General features: G+C 64.8%; 17 protein-coding genes. 11 read left to right on the forward strand and 6 right to left on the reverse strand.

What is annotated here, in order from left to right; all coding sequences use genetic code 11:
* Positions 1–37: 37 nt before the first annotated feature.
* A complete protein-coding gene (locus IVB24_RS29225) occupies positions 38–1,006 on the reverse strand; it encodes an NAD(P)-dependent oxidoreductase (protein WP_247769946.1) in 969 nt (322 codons plus the stop codon).
* Positions 1,007–1,125: 119 nt separating this feature from the next.
* On the opposite strand from IVB24_RS29225, the gene IVB24_RS29230 reads away from it, so the two are divergent.
* Both IVB24_RS29230 and IVB24_RS29235 read left to right on the forward strand, forming a co-directional pair.
* Positions 1,126–2,079 (forward strand): sulfotransferase, encoded by a 954-nt coding sequence (locus tag IVB24_RS29230; protein WP_247769947.1) that lies wholly within the window; start codon positions 1,126–1,128, stop codon positions 2,077–2,079.
* Positions 2,069–2,959 carry a phosphotransferase gene (locus tag IVB24_RS29235; protein ID WP_247769953.1) on the forward strand — a complete coding sequence of 297 codons (891 nt, stop codon included), beginning with the start codon at positions 2,069–2,071 and terminating at the stop codon, positions 2,957–2,959. Before IVB24_RS29230 ends, IVB24_RS29235 begins: the two co-directional genes overlap by 11 nt.
* Here IVB24_RS29235 and rfbG read toward each other — a convergent pair whose 3' ends face one another.
* Together rfbG and rfbF are read right to left on the reverse strand one after the other, a co-directional pair.
* Complete coding sequence (gene rfbG, locus IVB24_RS29240; RefSeq protein WP_247769959.1) at positions 2,960–4,024, reverse strand: CDP-glucose 4,6-dehydratase; 1,065 nt, start codon at positions 4,022–4,024, stop codon at positions 2,960–2,962.
* Positions 4,021–4,791, reverse strand: coding sequence for a glucose-1-phosphate cytidylyltransferase (gene rfbF / locus IVB24_RS29245; protein WP_094972552.1), 771 nt, complete (start codon positions 4,789–4,791; stop codon positions 4,021–4,023). Before rfbF ends, rfbG begins: the two co-directional genes overlap by 4 nt.
* Positions 4,792–5,001: 210 nt before the next feature.
* Here rfbF and IVB24_RS29250 point away from each other — a divergent pair, with 210 nt between their 5' ends.
* The 7 genes from IVB24_RS29250 to IVB24_RS29280 all read left to right on the forward strand — a co-directional run bounded on the left by IVB24_RS29250 (position 5,002) and on the right by IVB24_RS29280 (position 12,150).
* Positions 5,002–5,964, forward strand: coding sequence for a UDP-glucuronic acid decarboxylase family protein (locus IVB24_RS29250; protein ID WP_094972553.1), 963 nt, complete (start codon positions 5,002–5,004; stop codon positions 5,962–5,964).
* Positions 5,965–6,003: 39 nt separating this feature from the next.
* Positions 6,004–7,308 (forward strand): hypothetical protein, encoded by a 1,305-nt coding sequence (locus IVB24_RS29255; protein WP_247769961.1) that lies wholly within the window; start codon positions 6,004–6,006, stop codon positions 7,306–7,308.
* Positions 7,309–7,312: 4 nt separating this feature from the next.
* Positions 7,313–8,491, forward strand: a complete 1,179-nt coding sequence (locus tag IVB24_RS29260; RefSeq protein WP_247769963.1) for a glycosyltransferase — start codon at positions 7,313–7,315, stop codon at positions 8,489–8,491.
* A 125-nt stretch (positions 8,492–8,616) separates the two neighbouring features.
* Positions 8,617–9,063, forward strand: a complete 447-nt coding sequence (locus IVB24_RS29265; protein WP_094972556.1) for a hypothetical protein — start codon at positions 8,617–8,619, stop codon at positions 9,061–9,063.
* Complete coding sequence (locus IVB24_RS29270) at positions 9,060–10,181, forward strand: DegT/DnrJ/EryC1/StrS family aminotransferase (protein WP_247769964.1); 1,122 nt, start codon at positions 9,060–9,062, stop codon at positions 10,179–10,181. Before IVB24_RS29265 ends, IVB24_RS29270 begins: the two co-directional genes overlap by 4 nt.
* Positions 10,178–10,945 (forward strand): class I SAM-dependent methyltransferase, encoded by a 768-nt coding sequence (locus IVB24_RS29275; RefSeq protein ID WP_247769966.1) that lies wholly within the window; start codon positions 10,178–10,180, stop codon positions 10,943–10,945. The genes IVB24_RS29270 and IVB24_RS29275 overlap by 4 nt, the downstream gene beginning before the upstream one ends.
* Positions 10,942–12,150: a glycosyltransferase family 1 protein gene (locus tag IVB24_RS29280; protein ID WP_247769967.1), complete on the forward strand. Its 1,209-nt coding sequence runs from the start codon at positions 10,942–10,944 to the stop codon at positions 12,148–12,150. Before IVB24_RS29275 ends, IVB24_RS29280 begins: the two co-directional genes overlap by 4 nt.
* Before the next feature lie 6 nt (positions 12,151–12,156).
* On the opposite strand, the gene IVB24_RS29285 is transcribed toward IVB24_RS29280, so the two are convergent.
* From IVB24_RS29285 to IVB24_RS29290, 3 genes are all read right to left on the reverse strand, one after another.
* Entirely contained in the window at positions 12,157–13,737 is a 1,581-nt protein-coding gene (locus tag IVB24_RS29285) for a hypothetical protein (RefSeq protein ID WP_247769969.1), read from the reverse strand.
* Positions 13,738–13,782: 45 nt separating this feature from the next.
* On the reverse strand, positions 13,783–13,917 hold the full coding sequence (locus tag IVB24_RS40085) for a hypothetical protein (RefSeq protein ID WP_256471526.1): 135 nt from the start codon (positions 13,915–13,917) through the stop codon (positions 13,783–13,785).
* Positions 13,918–14,511: 594 nt separating this feature from the next.
* Positions 14,512–17,484 carry a M10 family metallopeptidase C-terminal domain-containing protein gene (locus tag IVB24_RS29290; RefSeq protein WP_247769971.1) on the reverse strand — a complete coding sequence of 991 codons (2,973 nt, stop codon included), beginning with the start codon at positions 17,482–17,484 and terminating at the stop codon, positions 14,512–14,514.
* Positions 17,485–17,686: 202 nt separating this feature from the next.
* On the opposite strand from IVB24_RS29290, the gene IVB24_RS29295 reads away from it, so the two are divergent.
* Positions 17,687–17,989 carry a hypothetical protein gene (locus IVB24_RS29295; protein ID WP_247769972.1) on the forward strand — a complete coding sequence of 101 codons (303 nt, stop codon included), beginning with the start codon at positions 17,687–17,689 and terminating at the stop codon, positions 17,987–17,989.
* A 128-nt stretch (positions 17,990–18,117) separates the two neighbouring features.
* Positions 18,118–19,311, forward strand: a complete 1,194-nt coding sequence (locus IVB24_RS29300) for a CoA transferase (RefSeq protein ID WP_247769974.1) — start codon at positions 18,118–18,120, stop codon at positions 19,309–19,311.
* Positions 19,312–19,335 lie beyond the last annotated feature (24 nt).

Here is a 19,335-nt window from a genome sequence, read left to right on the forward strand (position 1 = left end):
CGCGTGCGCACGAATCCGTCGCGCGAATTCTTTCGGCTCAGGAAGATTTTGTCGCGTCATGCCACTCTACCGTCTCGCGTAGTCCCTCATCCAACGGCACTTCGGGCTTCCAGCCCAAGGCAAGCATGCGCGAAACGTCCGCGGCCAGGACCATAACCTGATCGGGCCGATACGCCAACTCGCCGAAGCCGAGAGCGGCGCCGGGGTCTACGAGATCGCGCAACCGCGTCACCGTCTCGCGCAACGGCGGGGCGTCGGCGCTGCCGACATTGAAGATGCCGCTCGCCGCTTCGTGCGTGATCGCCAGCCGGAAAGCGCTCGCGGCATCGCGCGCGTGCAGAAATCCCCAGCGCTGCTCGCAGGCCGTCAGCGCCATATGGTGGCCGGAGCGCAAGTTCCCGATCGTGCTCGGAATCAGCCAATGATCGGCATCTTTCGGGCCGTAGGTCGAGAAAATCCTGAGCCAGGCGGCACGCAGGCCCCGCTCCTCGCACAGGCGCATCGCCATCGATCCGGCTGCGAGCTTGGCCATACCGTACAACGTCGTCGGCCGTGGCACGTCGTCCTCCCGGATCGCGCGATCATAGGGGCCGTATTCCGCCTGCGATCCGGCCCCGACGAAGATCCTGGCGCCGGCTTCGGCCGCGATCTCGGCGAGGCCCACCGTGTCGGCCACGTTGGCGGCCTGGACCGGGCTGTTGCGATCGCTGCCTGCGACACCGCGCCAGGCCATGTGCACGACCACCTCCGGCGCGAACGCCCCCAGCGCTCCGCGCAGCCCATCCGGATGCTCCAGACTGCCCGGGATCACGTGCAGCCGGTCATGTAGCTGCGCGAGGCGCCAATAGGAACTTGCCGGCCGCAGCAGGACGGCCACCTCGTGCCCCCGCGCCACGAGGTCCGCAACGAGATAGGAGCCCAGAAAACCGCTCGCACCGGTGGCAAAGACACGCATAGCCCCGGGTAGATCAGCTACCCCGGCGTCGTCAATGTCCCGCTTCGGCAAGGCCCCCTGCCCATGCCACGTTCCCGGCATGGCGGAAGGGGCGATCCGAACTTGATTATCCGGCCCATGCGGCTAAACGGAGGGTCAGATCGAGGTTCGACGACGTTAGGGGTAGGCGCATGAATGACTTCCGGCTGGCCATGGTTTCCGCAGGCTTCGAGCACGGCGGAAACGTCACCCATCGTCACTTCGACGGTCATCCCGATCTGCTCGTCTATCCCTTCGAATCTCAGCTCGGCAACCGCAACTTCAACGACTTCCTCGCCTCGGTGGAGCGCGTCCAGTACCGCTATCCCGAATTCCCGGAAGGGCTGACGGCCACCGAGCTCTATGAGCAGATGATCGACGAGGAGTTGAAGACCTTCCTGCGCAAGCGCAACGGCTCCAAGTTCCGCGATGCGGACTGCGTGATGGACGAGAAGAAGCGGGTCGCCGAGTTTGCCCGCATCGTCGGCGAGCCGCCGATCTTCCGCCGCCAGGTGATCGAAGCCTTCTTCCGCGCGACCTTCGCGGCCTGGGAGAACTATTACGTCAAGCCGCGGCCGGGCATGGTCCATGTCGGCTACTCCCCCGCCATCGGGATCGATGCCGATCGCATGGTGCGCGACTTTCCCAACATCCGCATCCTGCACATCGTGCGCAATCCGTTCTCGGCTTACCGCGACACCAAGCGCCGCCCGTTCCCGCAACCGCTGACCAAATACCTGATCACCTGGAACATCTATCATTCGACGGTCGAGATGTTTGCCAAAATGTATCCCGAGAACGTGCGGATCTTCCGTTACGAGGACCTCGTCGACGACAAGCGCAAGTTCATGACCGAGGCGGCCGGATTCATCGGCGTGCCCTTCGCCGACTCCATGCTTTATCCGAGCTGGAACGGCGTCGAGATCAAGGACTCCATCGCACCCTGGGGAACCGTGCTCAAGAGCACCAAGGACTACAACCAGGCCGTGATCCAGGAGCTCTCGGACCAGGAGCGCAAACAGATTGCACAGGGCACCGCGGCACTGGCCCGTCATTTCGGCTACGACCGGATCGACTATCTGAGCCCGCTCTATCGTGCTGAGTAAGATCGCATTCTTCGAAACCGACGACCGCCCCGACATCGCCGCCGATCGCGCGCGCCTCCTGCCTGCGCTGCGACAGCACCTGCAATCCCTAAGCCGTGATGTCACCGTCGCGCCGGCGCCGGGCGGTACGCTGGGTGCCTGCTACGATGCAAATATCTCCGGCGAGAAGCGGTTTCTGAAGACGCATCTGCCAGGGACGCGTGCGCGCGCCAACCTCGCCAAGGAAGCCGACATCCTCGAGCAACTCCATGGCAACACGATCGTGCTCGACCGTTTCGAGATCCCGCTCGCGGATGGAGCGGCGCGGCTGTGCCTCATGATGCCCGCGCTCGTGCCACAGCCCGCCCCGATGCCGCCCGCTGATGCCGCCGCAATGGCATCCGCGTGCAGTGAGCGGCTCAAGGACTGGCAGCCGGATGGGCTTGCCTCGTTCGATCACTATCTGGCGTCCGCCGCAGGGGCACTGGAGACGCTTTCGAGCCGCGGCCTGCTGGATCGGGCCGGCGCGACCGAGGTGCGCAGGCTGATTGCGCTGCTCGGGGATGGTCTGGCGGATTTGCCCGAGGCGCTCTGTCACGGCGATTTCGGGCCGAAGAACATCATGCTCCAGGGCGGCGTGCGGCGCGTCATCGACTGGGAAGACGCATTCCGCGGCATCGCCGGCTACGACTACCTCTACTGGTTGACCTTCATGGAGAACCGGCCGTTCCTGCAAGAGGCCGCCTTCGGCCGAACCGGTCTTTCGCCCGACGTCGAGCGCGCCATCCTCGTGCTCGTCGTCCTGCTCAAATCCTATCTGGCGGTCTTGTCGGGCGAGCACCTGAAGCACGCGGTGTCGGCAGAGGACCGCATTGCCGAGATCCTCGATCTGCCGGTCTGATCAGGCCTGCACAGCGCAAGCGACCTGGTCGAGCTGATCGAGCGAGAAGCTGCGCAGGTCCCGGCCCTCGCGCAGCGCCTTGTACCAATCGACGGTCAGCTGAAGGCCTTGCGCCAGATCGAGCCGGGGCGTCCAGCCGAGTTCGCTCCGCGCCTTCGCGCAATCGAGCCTGAGATAGGCAGCTTCGTGCGGATGCGGGCCGGAATCGGCCGTCCACCGCGCGCCGTCGCCCCAAAGCGCGATCAGACGATCGACCACGGTCCCGACCGGCACCTCGCTTGCGGTATCCGGTCCGAAATTCCAGCCCCCGACGAAACGCTCATCGCCCGCCAATCGCTCGACCAGCGAGAGATAGCCGAGCACCGGGTCGAGCGCGTGCTGCCAGGGCCGCACCGAATTGGGATTGCGGATACGGAGCGCCTCGCCGGCCAGGAACGCCTGCATCGCATCGGGCACAAGGCGGTCGCGCGCCCAGTCGCCGCCGCCGAACACGTTGCCGGCCCGTGCAGTCGCGACGCGCGCCGCCCCCTTCGCGTTGAAGAAACTGTGGCGGTAGGAATGCGTCACGAGCTCGGCGCAGGCCTTGCTGTTGCTGTAGGGATCATCACCGCCGAGCCGGTCGCCCTCGCCGAAGGCGGCGCCCATGCCGTTGTTCTCGTAGCATTTGTCGCTGGTGACGTTCAGGATCACCTGCACCGAGCGCAGAGACCGTGCCGCCTCCAGCACATGCACCGTGCCCATCACGTTGGTCGCAAAGGTCTCGACCGGCTCTTCATAGGACGGACGCACCAGCGCTTGCGCCGCCATGTGGATGACGATGTCGGGCTCGGCTTCCGCCATTGCGGCGCGCAAGGTGGCGAGATCGCGGATGTCGGCGATGCGGTGCTTGATGTCGTCGGCGATGCGCGCCGTGACGAACAGCGCGGATTGGTGGGTCGGCGGCAACGCATAGCCGTAGACGTCGGCCCCGAGGCGGCGCAGCAGCAGCGACGCCCACGCGCCCTTGAAGCCGGTGTGGCCGGTGAGAAAGACCTTCTTGCCGCGCCAGAATGCCGGATCCGTCACCAGACCCTCCATTTGGCACGGTTGCCGGCCCACTCACCCTCGAGGAAGTTACGATCGCGCAGCGAGTCCATCGGGTGCCAGAAGCCGGGATGCACGTAGGCGCGCAGATCATCGCCGCGCACGAGCTGCTCCATCGGCTCGCGCTCCCAAATCGTGTTGTCGCCTGCGATCAACTCGCCGACCGACGGCGACAACAGAAAGAAACCGCCATTGATCCAGCCGCCGTCGTCATTGGGCTTTTCCTCGAAATTGACGACCCGGTCGCCCTCGATCGCGATCGCGCCGAAACGCTTGGCCGGCCGCACCACCGAAACGGTGGCGCGCCGCCCATGCGCCTTGTGGAACGCGATCTCGGCGGCCAGGTCGATGTCGGCGACACCGTCGCCATAGGTCAATGCGAAGAAGGGCTCGTCCGCGACATAAGGCAACACCCGCTTCAGCCGGCCACCGGTCTGGGTGTCCTCGCCGGTGTCGACGAGCGTAACCCGCCACGGCTCGGCCGTCTCGCGATGCACTTCCATCCGGTTCTCGGCGATGTGGAAGGTCACGTCGGACATGTGCAGGAAGTAGTTCGCGAAGTACTCCTTGATCATGAAGCCCTTGTAGCCAAGGCAGATCACGAAATCATGGAAGCCATAACGGCTGTAGATCTTCATGATGTGCCACAGGATCGGCCGCCCGCCGATCTCCACCATCGGCTTCGGTCGCGTGGTGGTCTCCTCCGCGATTCGCGTGCCCAGGCCTCCCGCAAGAATTACGACTTTCATTCACCTGCTCCGAACGGAGGCACGCTCCCCGCGTACTCCAGACGGCTTCTATACGAAGTGGCGGGACCTGGAAAATCCATCGGTCTCAAACCACTTCCGATATCAAGTGGTATTTTGTTACCCACAAAGCCCTTGGCGTTTTCACCCGTAGCCGATACCACTCTGCCGCCGCACCGGGAGACCGTCCCGAGATCCAGCTGGAACCCGATCATGCCGTTTGAAAACTACAGGAACAGCCGCATCCTCGTCACCGGGGGCGCCGGGTTCATCGGGTCGCATCTATGCGAGCGACTGCTCGATGCCGGAGCCGAAGTGGTATCCGCAGACAATTATTTCACCGGCAGCCGGCGCAACATCGCCCATCTGATCGCAAATCCACTGTTCGAAGCTATCCGGCACGACGTCACCTTTCCGCTCTACCTCGAGGTCGACGCGATCTTCAACCTGGCCTGCCCGGCCTCGCCGATCCACTACCAACGCGATCCCGTGCAGACCACCAAGACCTCGGTGCACGGCGCCATCAACATGCTGGGGCTCGCCAAGCGGCTCAAGGCGCGCATCTTTCAGGCCTCGACCAGCGAGGTCTATGGCGATCCGCTGATCCATCCGCAGACCGAAGATTACTGGGGCAACGTCAACCCGATCGGCATCCGCTCCTGCTACGATGAGGGCAAGCGCTGCGCCGAGACGCTGTTCTTCGACTATTGGCGCCAGCACGGCCTGCCGATCAAGGTCGCGCGCATCTTCAACACCTACGGTCCGCGCATGCAGCCGAATGACGGCCGCGTGGTGTCGTCCTTCATCGTCCAGGCGCTCCAGGGCGAGCCGATCACCGTGTTCGGCGACGGCGGGCAGACCCGCTCGTTCTGCTATGTCGACGACCTCGTCGAGGCCATCATGCGGTTGATGGTGACGGCGGAAGACATCACCGGCCCGATCAACCTCGGCAACAATTCCGAGTTCACGATCCGTGAACTCGCCGAAAAGGTCATCAAGCTCACGGGCTCGCGGTCCAAGCTGGTGTTCAAGCCGCTGCCGCAGGACGACCCGCGCCAGCGCCAGCCCGACCTCGCCAAGGCGAAGGCGATGCTGAACTGGGAGCCGAAGGTCGCACTCGAGGACGGGCTGAAGGAAACGATCGCCTACTTCAAGCACTCGCTCGACATCGCCTGACCTGCTCGCAACCTCCATCGTCCGCAGCGAGCTTCCACAATGAGCGCACTGGCCGGCATCATCAGCGATCTGCGCACCCGCCTGGACACGAAAGCCGCGCTGACGAGGTTGGTGCTGCTGCACAGCGCCGTCACCTGCCTGTCGCTGATCGAGGTTGCGACCTTCCAGCTTTCCATCGACTTCAACCCGAGGCGCCTCTGGATCGCGGTCATCATTGCGGCCGGCTTTTCCCTCGTCTCGCTGCTGTTCGCCTCCGTCCGCTTCTGCTTCGGCTATTTCGTCGGATTCTATTTCTACACGATGATCCTGGGCTTCCTCTGGATCGACGTCTTCTCCGACTACAATTACCCGCGATTGCTTGCCGGAGTTTCGGCGGCACTGGCGCTGCTGCTATGCCTGATGCCCATGCTGTTCATCCGGGCACCGCTGCGGCAGTTCGTGATCCTCTCCAACGTCCGCTTCGAGCAGTTGCTCACGCTCATTCTGGCGATCTCCGTAGCCACGATCGCGGTGGCCGCGACCTACAATTTTCGGCTGGTCTCGATCTCGCGCATTTACGACTATCGCGACACCCTCGAATTTCCGGGAGCGCTGCGATATCTCATCGGCTGGGTTTCCAGCACGCTGCTGCCGTTCGTCTTCGCGTGCTACTGGCTGCTCGGCCACCGCATCCGCGCCGTCCTGGTCCTGGTCCTGCTCCTGCTGTTCTATCCCATCACCCTGACGAAGTTCGCGTTCTTCACGCCGGCCTGGTTGATCGCGCTGGTCGTGCTGTCGCGGCTCCTGGAGGCGAGAGCATCGGTCATCGCCTCGATTTTCGTTCCGATGCTGATCGGACTGCTCGTGATCTGGCTGACGGAGGCGAGCCTGCGGAGCATTCCCGGCAGGTATTTCGATATCGTCAACATCCGGATGATGGCGACGGCATCGGGCGCGCTCGAGCTCTACAACGATTTCTTCGCCAGCCACCCGCTGACCTGGTTCTGCCAGATCTCCGTTCTCAAGCCGCTGATGCATTGTCCTTATGATGAGCCGCTCGCGGTGGTCATGCAGAACGCCTACGACTTCGGCAATGTGAATGCGTCGCTGTTTGCGACCGAAGGCATTGCGTCGGTCGGTCCCTGGCTCGCACCGCTGACCGCGCTCGCGGCAGGCTTCGTGCTGGCGCTCGGCAACCGCACCTCCGCAGGGCTTCCGCCTCGCTTCGTCCTGATGTCATCAGGCGTGCTGCCGCACGTCCTGCTCAACGTGCCGCTCTCCGTCGCCATGCTCACCCATGGCACCGCGATCCTCTTCCTGCTCTGGTACGTGATGCCCCGCACCCTGTTCGAAGAAAAGCCGTGACGCCGTGCGCATCCTGATCCTCAACGCCGACTATCCGCGCTTCCTCGCCTGGCTCTACCGGCGTACGCCCGGCCTCGAGAACGAGCCTTACGCGGCGCAGATGGCGGCGCGGAACGCCAGCCTGTTCGGCGTCGCCGATTTCTATTCGCGCAATTTTGCCGGCCTCGGGCACGCCGCCGCCGACATCCATGTCAACAATCCCTGGATGCGGGCGGCCTGGGCGCGCGAGCACGGCCTTGCCGTCACCGAGCCGCCGCCGCCCGGCACGCCGGCCGCGCGCGATGCCGTTCCCGGCTGGCTGCAACGCGCGGTCGCCCCCTTCAAGCCGGTGCTGCGGCCGCTCGCGCGCAAGGTCGGCCTCAGCCCGCGCCTGGATGCCGAAGCGGAAAAGATCCTGCTGGCGCAGATCGAGGACTTCAAGCCAGATCTCGTCCTCAACCAGGATCTGTTTCACGTCGACACGCGCCTGGCGCGCCGGATCAAGGGGATCGGCCGCCCGATCCTGATCGGCCAGATCGGCATCTCGCCCTCACGCGGCGAGGACTGGTCGGTCTATGATCTCATGATCTCGCAGATGGCTGCGGTGGTGGATTTCTTCCGTGCCCATGGAGCACGCGCGGAAGTGATCCATCTCGCCTTCGAGCCCGGTATCCTCGACGTCCTGCCTCCGCCACCCTCGCAGGCGTTCGACGTCACCTTCGTCGGTGCGGTATCGGCCGATCACCAGCTTCGCGTCGCGCAGCTCGAAGCGGTGGCGCGGCGCTACGATCTCAAACTGTTCGGCAGCGGCCTGCATTCCCTTCCCGCCTCCTCGCCGCTGCACCGCTGCTACCAGGGCGAGGTGTGGGGCGCTGAAATGTACCAGGCACTGCGCGCCTCCCGCGTCACCCTCAATTCGCACATCGACATGGCCGGTCGCGAGGCTGGCAATGCCCGCTTGTTCGAAGCGACCGGCGTCGGCGCGTTTCTGCTCACCGACTTCAAGGACAATCTGCACACGCTGTTCGCTCCCGAGCGCGAGGTCATCGCATGGCGTAGCGTCGAGGACTGTCTCGCGTTGATCGATCGGTATCTTGCCGACGATACGGCGCGCCAGTCCATCGCCAGGGCGGGACAGGCAAGGACGTTTGCCACCCATATCTTCCGTCGGCGTGTCGAACAGATCCTCGGATACATCGGCTGAATTCCACACCGGCGGGCGAACCGAGCGCCACGCCCGTCCGCCCTTGACGGTCCCGGCCAAAATGGCCAAAGTGCAGAGTGAGACAGCTATCTCACTCTAATCACAGCGATTTTTCGAGGCTCACGATGGAACACGTCGAACAGGTTCGATTCGGCGACCAGCTCTACGCGATCATCGTGCGGGCCTCGTTCCGCGAGCCGGGCATCCATTTCTTCTCGACGCCGGAGCTGTCCCAGCAGCTCGCCTTCATGAGCCATCCGCAAGGCAAGACCATCGAGCCCCACCGCCACAACAAGGTGACGCGTGAGGTGCACTACACCCAGGAGGTCCTGCTGATCCAGAAGGGCAAGCTCCAGGTCGACTTCTACACCGTCGAGGAAACATATCTCGAAAGCCGCGTGCTCGGTGCCGGCGACATCATCCTGCTCTGCAGCGGTGCTCACGGCTTCCACGTGCTCGAGCCGCTCGAGATGTTCGAGATCAAGCAAGGTCCCTATTCCGGCGAGAACGACAAGACCCGGTTTGCCGAAGCCTCCCCGTCCGAGATCCGGATCAAAGGCCCAAACCTGTGACTGCACCGTTCATTCCCGTCAACACGCCGCTGCTCGACGGTAACGAAGCCGACTATCTCGCCGAATGCATCCGGACCGGATGGATCTCCTCGGAGGGGCCGTTCATCAAGCGCTTCGAGCAGGCGATGGCCGCGGCCGCGGGGCGACGACACGGCACCGCCGTCACCAACGGCTCGGTCGCGCTCGACATCGCCGTCCATGCCCTTGGGCTCGATGAGGGGTCGGAAGTCATCATCCCGACCTTCACGATCATCAGCTGCGCCGCTGCCCTGGTGCGTGCCGGCCTGGTCCCGATCGGAGTCGACTGCGATGCCGCGACGTGGAACATGACGGCCGAGGGCGTGGAAGCCGCGATCACGCCGCGCACGCGCGCGATCATGCTGGTCCACATCTACGGTCTGCCGGTCGATCTCGATCCGATCCTGACGCTGGCCCGCAAGCACGATCTGAAGGTGATCGAGGACGCCGCCGAGATGCACGGCCAGACCTATCGCGGCACGCCCTGCGGCAGCTTCGGCGACGTCTCGACCTTCAGCTTCTATCCGAACAAGCACGTCACGACCGGTGAAGGCGGCATGATCCTCACCGACGACGACGCGCTCGCCGATCGGCTGCAAGGCTACCGCAATCTCTGCTTCCAGCCGCAGCAACGCTTTGTCCACGAGGAGCTCGGCTGGAACGCGCGCATGACCAACCTCCAGGCTGCGCTTGGCGTCGCCCAGGTCGAGCGCCTGCCGCGCACGGTCGAGATCAAGCGCCGGATCGGCCGGCTCTATGACGAACACCTCGCAGGCCTCAATCGCATCCGCCGCCCCGTCGCCCGCACTGGCTATGCCGACAACATCTACTGGGTCTACGGTGTCGTGTTGAACGACGAGGTGCCGTTCGACGCCAAGGAGGCGATGCGGCGCCTCGGCGAAAAAGGCATCGGGACGCGGCCGTTCTTCTGGTGCATGCATGAGCAGCCGGTGCTGCGCCGGATGGGCCTGATGCGCGACGAAAGCCATCCGAACGCGGAATACATCGCCCGGCGCGGTTTTTACTTGCCGAGCGGGCTTGCCCTGACCGACGACGAGATCGCGCGATCGGCCGCGGCGCTGAAGGAGATCCTGGCGTGACGGTGTTCGCCGACTACGCGCCCTGGTACGATCTTCTCTATCAGGACAAGGACTACGCGGCCGAGACGGCATTCGTCGAAGCGCGCCTGCGCGACCACGGCGTTTCCTCGGGCAAGCTGCTAGATCTCGGTTGCGGCACCGGCCTGCATGCGCTCGCCTTCGCGCGCCAGGGATGGAATGTTGCCGGCGTCGATCTCAGCGACGAGATGATTGCGCGCGCCAAGACGCGCGCCGGGCAGGCCGGACTGTCTATTCCATTCCGGCAGGGTAATGCCTGCGAGACGGGTCCCGAACGCGACTTCGATGCCGTGGTGTCGCTGTTCCACGTCGCAAGCTATCAGACCAGCCGCGATGCGCTGACCGCCATGTTCCGCACGGCCCACGCGGCGCTGAAGCCGGGCGGCGTCTTCTTCTTCGATTATTGGTACGGCGGCGCCGTGCTGGCGCAAGGCGTCGAGACGCGCGTCAAGGTGATCGAGCAGATGCCGCTGCGCCTCACCCGCATTGCGCAATCCGATCATGACGAACAGGCCGCGACCGTCACCGTGAACTACACCCTGTTCTGCGAGGACATGGATCGCGCCACGATCCGGCGTGTCGATGAAGCGCACCACATGCGCTACTGGTTTCCGTTCGAGATCGACGCGGCGCTTGCGGCGAGCGGCTTCGAGCCCGCCGCTCACGCCGCATGGTTGACGCAGGACGCGCCGAACTCGAAGAGCTGGGCGGCCTATGCGGTCGCCAGAAAGAGTGTTGCACCGTGAGACCGCTGCGGCTCGCCGTGATGCTGGAACAGGCGCTCGAGGTCGGCGGCGGCTTTCAGCAGCCGCTCAACGACCTGCTCTGGCTGCGCGACTGGGCGGCCAAGTCGGGCAACGAGATCGTGGTGTACTCGCCCTATCCGAAGACCCTGGACATCCTGAAGGAGTTCGCCGTCACGGCGCGTCTGCTCAAGTTCGGCCCGCTCGACCATGCCTTCCTTTTCCTGAAATATTGCGGGCCGTTCGATCTCGTCCAGATCGCGCTGAAGCTGAAATCGCCCTTCGAGCGTGCGCTGATCCGCGACGGCATCGATGTCGTGCACTTCACCTCGACCTCGAAGCGGCACCTGCTGCTCTACGAGTTGCCGTTCATCATCACGATCTTCGACGGCTGCCACCGCGACGCGCCGGAATTTCCGGAAGTCAGGACGTTCGGCGAATTCGAGCGCCGCGAGATCCTGTTCGGCCTCGCCAGCACCAAGGCGGCGGTCGTGATCGTCAACGCGCCGGAGCTGATCGACGATCTCAGCCGCCGTTATGCCATGGAACAGGAGCGCGCGGTCTGCATCCCGTTCTCGCCCTCCACCTATGTCAGCCAGTCCACGTCCGACGCCGCCGACGACGAGGTGGTGCTGTCACGATACCGGCTCAAACCCGGCTATCTGTTCTATCCGGCGCAATTCTGGCCGCACAAGAACCACATGACGCTGCTCGCGGCGCTGGCAAGCTTGCGCGAGAGGGGCATCATTGAACGGCTGGTGCTGTGCGGATCGGATCGCGGCGGCCGCGACAAGATCGATACGGCGATCCGCGCCTACGGCCTGTCGGACCAGATCTCCATCATCGGCTTCGTCGAGTCCGCCGAGCTCGGCGCACTGTATCGCGGCGCCGCGGCGCTGGTGATGCCGAGCTATTTCGGCCCGACCAATCTTCCGCCGCTTGAAGCCTGGGCGGTCGGCACGCCGGTGATCTATCCCGAGGCCTTCAAGACCCAGGCCGGCGACGCCGCGATCCTGTTCGACTATGACGACCCGCGTTCGCTGGCGGATGCGATCGTGAGCCTGCGCGCCGACGGCACGCGCGAGCGGCTGCGTGCGGCCGGTCACCTCCGCCTCGCGCAGTTTGCCGAGGAGACCAAGGCCGGCCACGCGCAATTCGCGCGTCATTTGGAACGGCTGAAGCACCGGCTGGCATTGACCGCGCGCTGAATCGTCCTATGCCGGAATGCGCGCCCTCAGGCGTTCGCGCAGCGCCCCGCTCAACAGTGGGCTTGCGAGCGTGCCGACTGCGGCCAGCCAGATCGCGCATTCCACGATGAAGTGCACGAGCCCGCTTCCCGGTACCAGCGCGATGATCGCCTGCCCGATCAGCCAGCCTGTTCCCACGACAATGACGGCCATGAGCAACAGGAAGGCAATGTGCCTGAACGGATGGTGCAGAGTCTGCCGCATGACGATCAGCGCGAGCAATCCGAACTGGATGAGGATGTCGCTCGCGACCACGGCGAGTGCTGCGCCCAGCGGTCCGAGCTGTGGGATCAGGACGAAGGACAGCGCCAGGAAGACCACGAGCTGGAGGCCCTTGGTCCGGATCAGGAGATCGCCGCGATTGCTATGATTGGCGAAGACCAGAGCCAGCAGCGACGGCGCGACGGCCGCCGAGCCGAGCAGCAGCGTCACGGTGAGCGGCGCGTCATAGGGGATGCTGCCATGGGTCCACAACGCGAAGAAGTCCGGCCAGAACGGCAGCAGGCCCGCGACGATCAGACAGGCGAGGCCGGTCACGAACACCGAGCCGTGGGCATAGAGCCGGCGCAGCCGATCCTTGTCGCCGACCGCATGGTCGTGGCCGAGTTCGGCGGCGAGCGGTAGGGTCACCTGCAGGCAGAGACCGCGCACCAGGCTCGCGATCACGCGCGTCAGGCCCCATTGCGCCACCGCGACGCGGTTCGTGACCAGCGCGGAGACCAGCAGCACCGGAACGTTGATGAGCGCAAGCTCGGTGATGTTGGCGACCGCGAAGGGCACCGCGCGGCCGAACTGCCCGACGCTCCAGCGCAGCGATGGCGGCACCAACGGCGGCTTGCCGGCGCGGCGCAGGAACGGAAACAGTCGCGGCGCGTCGAACGCGGCGAGCAGGATCGCGAACAGCAGCTGCATCGACACGAAGGCAATCGCAACCGCAAGCAGGCTGCCGAACCATGCGAGCGCCGCGAGCTGGGCGATCTGTCCGAGCAGCAGCGCGGCGTTTTGCAGCCAGACCGTCCGGCCGTAATGGCCGCGCACCCGGTAGAGGCCGGAGACGAGGTTGGCGGGCACGGTCAGAAGCATGCCCAAAATCATCACCAGCATCGCAGCGTCGAATGTCGGCGTGGCCTGAAAGCCGAGCACCGCCGATGGCGTCGCGAGGACTACCGCTGCGCACAGCAGGACACCCAGCACCACCACGATGGCGAGATAGATCCGCAGCAGCGCCGCATAAAACTGCGCCGTGCGCCCGTCGCAATCGGCGCAAGCCTTGAACGCGAGAAAGCGGTTGATCGCGCGAAGCTGCAGTCCGGCATCCGCCACGACGACGAGGCTTCCCGCCGCATAGATCGCGAGCCAGGCCGCGAGCATGTCGCCGGTCCAGACATGCAGGAAGGCCGGGATGAGCAGGAGCTGCTGAGACAGCCCCAGCGCCATCTGGACCAGGTTGGCGGACCAGCCGTGCATGAGGCGGCGGGCGCGACCGATGCCGCCAGGCCTGCTCGAACCGTCGGCCGTGCCGGGCGCGTCAATTTGCTTGTCGGTCAAGCCGCGTCCTTCCCGTCGAGCAATCGGCCGCGCGCCCGCCAGCGCTCAGAGCCCATCCGACTCGCCGTTCTTCGGCGTCGAGCGCGGCACGAAGGGGGAGAACGACGGATCGGCCGGGCCCGGCATCGCCAGCTTGCCCCCGGCATCTGCGGGTGGGCTCGCGGCAGCGGATCGGTACATGCAGAGCGTGGCCAATCCTATCGGCCTCAGCCACCCGGACATCGATATTCCCCTGCGACCGGCCGCGCCACACGACGGCGAGGCATCAGCGCCAAACTAGTTCCGATCCGCGGCATCATCAACCCACACCATCCGGCCCACCCCGGGCGAGATGGCCAGGATGGCCTGAAATGCAGAACAGAACAGGAAGAAGCGGGCGCGATTGGATAATCGTCATTGCGGACCCTGCTCACATCAAAAATTGCGAAAACAACCCCATGCACAGTAGACGGCGGCTGCGTTATCAATGGCTTAGAGAGTGCACTCACGACGGTTTTGACCGGCGATTTGACGCGTCGGGCGAAACACCGGCATCGCGTCTTCGTGTGACGCTCCGCACCGCTCCCTCCGAACACCCCGAGCCCGCAGGCCTTCAGGCCGCAGTACTGCCCCGCTCGGCGAGCGGGATGAAGATGCGGGATGCCGTGACGTAGTCCTGACGATGGAAAGCGGAGACGCCCTGGTGGAACGATTGGGCATGAGCCGGGATTGCGAAGTCAGCGTCAGCAGAATGGCGGCACATCCCCACCCACCCGTCGCCAAAGACCAGCACTGTCAGCTCAGCAGAAAGCCGTGTCCCTGCAAGTTGTGAACAAAATCGGCCAGAATGTCGTTCACGGCCGAATCGTGGCTAGCCAACTGTTGTGTCCACAGCTCTGACGCAGTCGGCAAATTGACCGGTGCGGGCATGGCGTCCGGTACCTCGGATACGGTGGCCAACGAAGTCTCGCTCTGCACGAAATTGAACGCAAAGCCGTCACCGGAGCTCCCGAGCCCCGCAGTCGCGGGCGGCGCTGCGCCGATGGTGCCGTCGCCATTGAGATCCTGATGAAGCGTCGGCTCCAGCGCCTTCAGCGCTGCATCGCTCCCCAGCATCTCGGGAGCCGAGCCGAGCGTCCGGATGAAGTTGCCGTTGCTGTCCGTGCTCCACACCGAGTAATGGCCGCTCGACGAGTCCTTCCAGACCGCGTCATAGCCGCCGCCGGACACCTGCTCGGCCCCGATCACCTTCCACGTGCCCCAGTTCGCCGCGATCACCGCAGAGCCCGCATATTTCAAGACAGGTCCGGTACCGGTGGCGATGCTGTCCATGTGGTAGTTGCCGCCGGAAAGGACCAGACGAGTCGATCCCAGGGACTCGATCGTGGTGCCGCTGGCAACGGGGGTCGCGATCGTGCCGTCGCCGTTGAGGTCCTGTTGCAGCGTCGGCTCCAGTGCCTTCAGCGCTGCATCGCTCCCCAGCATCTCGGGAGCCGAACCGAGCGTGGTCAGGAAGTTGCCGTTGCTGTCCGTGCTCCAGACCGAATAATGGCCGCTTGTCGACTCCTTCCAGACCACGTCGTAGCCGCCGCCCGACACCTGCTCGGTGCCGATCACCGTCCACGTCCCCCAATTCGCCGCGATCACCGCAGAGCCCGCATATTTCAGGATAGGCCCGGTGCCGGTCGCGATGCTGTCCATGTGGTAGTTGCCGCCGGAGAGAACCAGGCGGGTCGATCCGAACGCCTCGATGGTGGTGCCGCTGACAACAGTGGCGGTGATCGTGCCGTCACCGTTGAGGTCCTGCTGCAGCGTCGACTCCAACGCCTTAAGCGACGGATCATTTCCCAGCACGTCGGGAGCCGACCCGAGCGTGGTCAGGAAGTTGCCGTTGCTGTCCGTGCTCCAAACCGAATAATGGCCGCTCGTCGACTCCTTCCAGACCACGTCGTAGCCGCCGCCCGACACCTGCTCGGTGCCGATCACCGTCCACGTCCCCCAATTCGCCGCGATCACCGCAGAGCCCGCATATTTCAGAATAGGCCCGGTGCCCGTCGCGATGCTGTCCAGGTGATAGTTGCCGCCGGAGAGAACCAGGCGGGTCGATCCGAACGCCTCGATCGTCGTGCTGGAGGCAGCGGGGACGCCGACGGTACCGTCGCCGTTGAGGTCCTGCTGCAGCGTGGTCTCGAGCGCCTTCAGCGATGGATCGGTTCCCAGCACTTGAGGAGCCGCAGCGAGCGTGGTCAGGAAGTTGCCGTTACTGTCCGTGCTCCACACCGAATATTGGCCGCTTGCCGAATCCTTCCAGACCGCGTCGTAGCCGCCGCCGGACACCTGCTCGACGCCGATCACCGACCACGTGCCCCAGTTCGCCGCGATCACCGCTGAGCCCGCATACTTCAGGATGGGCCCGGTGCCGGTCGCGATGCTGTCCATGTGGTAATTGCCGCCGGTGAGCACCAGGCTGGTCGATCCGAACGTCTCGATCACGGTCGTCATCAGGCTGGAGCTTGCGACCGTGCCGTCCGCAAACTGGAAATACTCGATGCTCGCGAGGCTGTCGGTGCCGTCAGGCGCGCCGCTACGCTGGTCCGTCACGGTGAACGTCTGGGTCGCCACGTTATACGCGACGAAATAGTTGGCCCGGCTGCCCGAATACACCGCGGTGTCGGTGCCCGAGCCGCCGATGATGGTGTCGTTGCCCGCTCCGCCGGTGATCGCGTCGTTGCCGCCGCCGCCGTTCAGCGTGTTGGCGATGGCGTTGCCGACGATGGTGTCGTTGCCGGATCCGCCGATGGCGTTGTCGATGTAGGAGCGTGCGTCGCCGTTATAGAGATAGGAGTTGTAGACGTTGCCCGACGCGTAATGGCCATCGCCGAGATAAGCCAATTGCACGGAGGAGAACACCGACGAGGCGCCGGGATTGAGATTGATGCTCAAATTCGTCGTGTAGTTCGACAGGTCGAAGGTATCGACGCCGCCGCCGTCCCAGACCGTCTCGTAGATGCGGTTGGCCGAGCCACCGACGCCGCCGCCCGGCGCGAGCTGCCCGACACCGTTGATGAGCTCCTGCCCCGTGGTCGGATTCCAGGTGTAGACGGTGTTGCCGCTCTGGGTCGTGTAGTCCGCACCGTACATCGTCTGCAGCGCGAGGATATCGTTGGCCATATAGGTCTGCGAATATCCGTAGGCTTCGTTGGTGTAGCCGGACGTGGTCGAACCGCCGACATAGCTGCGATAGCTCATGACGGTGTATTCGCTGTCGTCATGCGCGCTCGGCACCGCGACGTTCGCCGGGCCACCGGTCTCCTGGCTGTGCTTGAGGCCGAGGGCGTGGCCGAGCTCGTGCAGCGCGGTGGTGAAGTAGTAATTGCCGAGCTTGGCCAGCGAGAAATTGTACTGGGTGCCGAACCAGACGTCGCCGCCGGAGGCGTAATTGCCGGGATAGTAGGCGTAGGCGGTCGGATTGGCCGCCGGCGACTGCGCGACCATGATGTCGGCGCCGTTCGTGCCCGCGTACTGGATGTCGGCGTTGGTGTAACTGAGGATCAGCCCGATCGCGTAATTGATCGCCGCCTGAATCTGCGTGGGCACCGCTGAGAGGCCGGACGTCGTCGGCTCGCCGTTGCCGCCGCTATAGGGATTGGCATAGTCGCTCGTTGCATCGGGAAAACTGTAAGTGATCGTGCCGGACCATTTGGCACCCGACAGCAAGCCGTCGATCTCGGCGTTGTTGGTGGCACTGACGTTAACAGCGGTAGCCAATGGACTCTCCAGAGCAACGCATCGCGCGTGATTCGCCGCGACGGCACATAATTCTAGCTTGAGAGTTGAACGTTTGGTTTAAATTGGGCAGCGGCGCCCGCGCTCTTCCATAGGGCTTCGTTAGCCATCAAATCCCGTAGTCATACGGGACCCCGGCAGCGGCCTCCGGGTCCCGCGGCACCCGTAGTTTGCAGGGCTTTTCATGCCACGATTTTCACTCCCGGCCGGCTTGTTCGGCGCCCTGATGGCGCTCGCAGGCCTGGACCATCAACCCTTCGGAGGACTGCCTGTCATGGTGGAAAAGGCCAAGGCGGACGACAGCGGCAAGGCGGCCCGTGCGCCCACCATGCCGATGGCCCGCGATCCCGCCGTTGCGGTGGCAGAGGAATACGAGGCCGCCCGGGGGAAAGGAACGCGGGAAGCCCTCGAGCTCTTCATTGCGCGCCACGGCGACGCCCCCCTTGCCGAGCAGGCGCGCGCAGAGTTGAAGCGCTTGTCGCGGTGATCGCTCGGACACCGCATCAGGCTTGGTATCAGGCATGGCATTTCGGCAGGCGGCATCGGCGCCGGGCCGGCTTGCGGGGTGATCTTTCGGCACTATGGTAGGCCCGCAATCTGTCCCGGAGCCTCAAAATGCCCTTTCCGCATGCCTCCGAAGCGCTGTCGCGCTTCACCGTGCTCGATCTGACCCGTGTCCGCTCCGGCCCCACCTGCGTGCGGCAACTGGCGGACTGGGGGGCCAATGTCGTCAAGATCGACGCGCTGACCGAGGATGCCGGCGGCGAGCAGCCGGGCGGCCCTCGCCGGGGTTCCGACTTCCAGAATTTGCACCGCAACAAGCGGGCCATGACGCTGAACCTGAAGGACGCGCGCGGGCTCGCCTTGTTCAAGCGCCTCGCCGCCAAGGCCGACGTCGTGGTCGAGAATTTCCGGCCCGATGTGAAGAAGAAGCTCGGCATCGACTATGACAGCCTTGCCGCGATCAACCCGCGCATCGTCTATGGCAGCATCTCCGGCTTCGGTCAGGACGGCCCCTATCACAAGCGGCCCGGCTTCGATCAGATCGCGCAGGGCATGGGCGGGCTGATGTCGATCACCGGGGCGCCGGGCGAAGGCCCGATGCGGGTCGGCATTCCCGTCGCCGACCTCACGGCGGGCCTGTTCTGCGCCATGGGCATTCTCACCGCGCTGCTGGAGCGCGAAGTTTCGGGTAAGGGACAGTGGGTGCAGACCTCGCTGCTGCAGGCGCAGATCTTCATGCTCGACTTCCAGGCCGCGCGCTGGCTGATGGAGAAGGAAGTCGCCAAGCAGGCCGGCAACAACCACCCGACCAGCATTCCGACCGGCGTGTTCAGGACCTCGGACGGCTATATCAACATCGCCACCACGGGCGGACGGATCTGGGAGCGCTGCGCCCAGGCGATCGGCGCGCCCGAGCTCTACAGCCATCCGGACTATGCGACGGCACCGGCCCGCTCCAAGAACCGCGACGCGCTCAACGCCGAGATCGAGAAGCGCACGCTGACCAAATCGACCGATAGCTGGGTCCGCGAACTCAACGAGGCCGGCGTACCCTGTGGACCGATCTATGCCATCGACCAGATGTTCGAGGACGCGCAGGTCAAGCATCTCGGCATCGCCCAGGACGTGCCGAACGACGAGGACCGCCACATCCGCCTGGTCGGCCAGCCCGTGACGCTGTCGCGCACGCCGAGCAAAATGGTGGCGCGGCCGCCGGATTTCGGCGAGCAGACCGAAGAGGTCCTGAAGGAGTTCGGCCTCAGCGCGGACGAGATCGCACAGCTGCGGGATGCCAAGGTGGTGTGAGCGCCGCGCTGACGTCACCACCGA

Source organism: Bradyrhizobium sp. 192 (assembly GCF_023100965.1).
GTDB lineage: Bacteria > Pseudomonadota > Alphaproteobacteria > Rhizobiales > Xanthobacteraceae > Bradyrhizobium > Bradyrhizobium symbiodeficiens.

Excerpts from the sequence above, each read along its gene's own strand:
- IVB24_RS29230 (WP_247769947.1), top strand. The coding sequence starts at position 1,126 with ATGAATGACTTCCGGCTGGCCATGGTTTCCGCAGGCTTCGAGCACGGC.
- rfbF (WP_094972552.1), bottom strand. The coding sequence starts at position 4,791 with ATGAAAGTCGTAATTCTTGCGGGAGGCCTGGGCACGCGAATCGCGGAG.
- IVB24_RS29250 (WP_094972553.1), top strand. The coding sequence starts at position 5,002 with ATGCCGTTTGAAAACTACAGGAACAGCCGCATCCTCGTCACCGGGGGC.
- IVB24_RS29255 (WP_247769961.1), top strand. The coding sequence starts at position 6,004 with ATGAGCGCACTGGCCGGCATCATCAGCGATCTGCGCACCCGCCTGGAC.
- IVB24_RS29265 (WP_094972556.1), top strand. The coding sequence starts at position 8,617 with ATGGAACACGTCGAACAGGTTCGATTCGGCGACCAGCTCTACGCGATC.
- IVB24_RS40085 (WP_256471526.1), bottom strand. The coding sequence starts at position 13,917 with ATGTACCGATCCGCTGCCGCGAGCCCACCCGCAGATGCCGGGGGCAAG.
- IVB24_RS29295 (WP_247769972.1), top strand. The coding sequence starts at position 17,687 with ATGCCACGATTTTCACTCCCGGCCGGCTTGTTCGGCGCCCTGATGGCG.
- IVB24_RS29300 (WP_247769974.1), top strand. The coding sequence starts at position 18,118 with ATGCCCTTTCCGCATGCCTCCGAAGCGCTGTCGCGCTTCACCGTGCTC.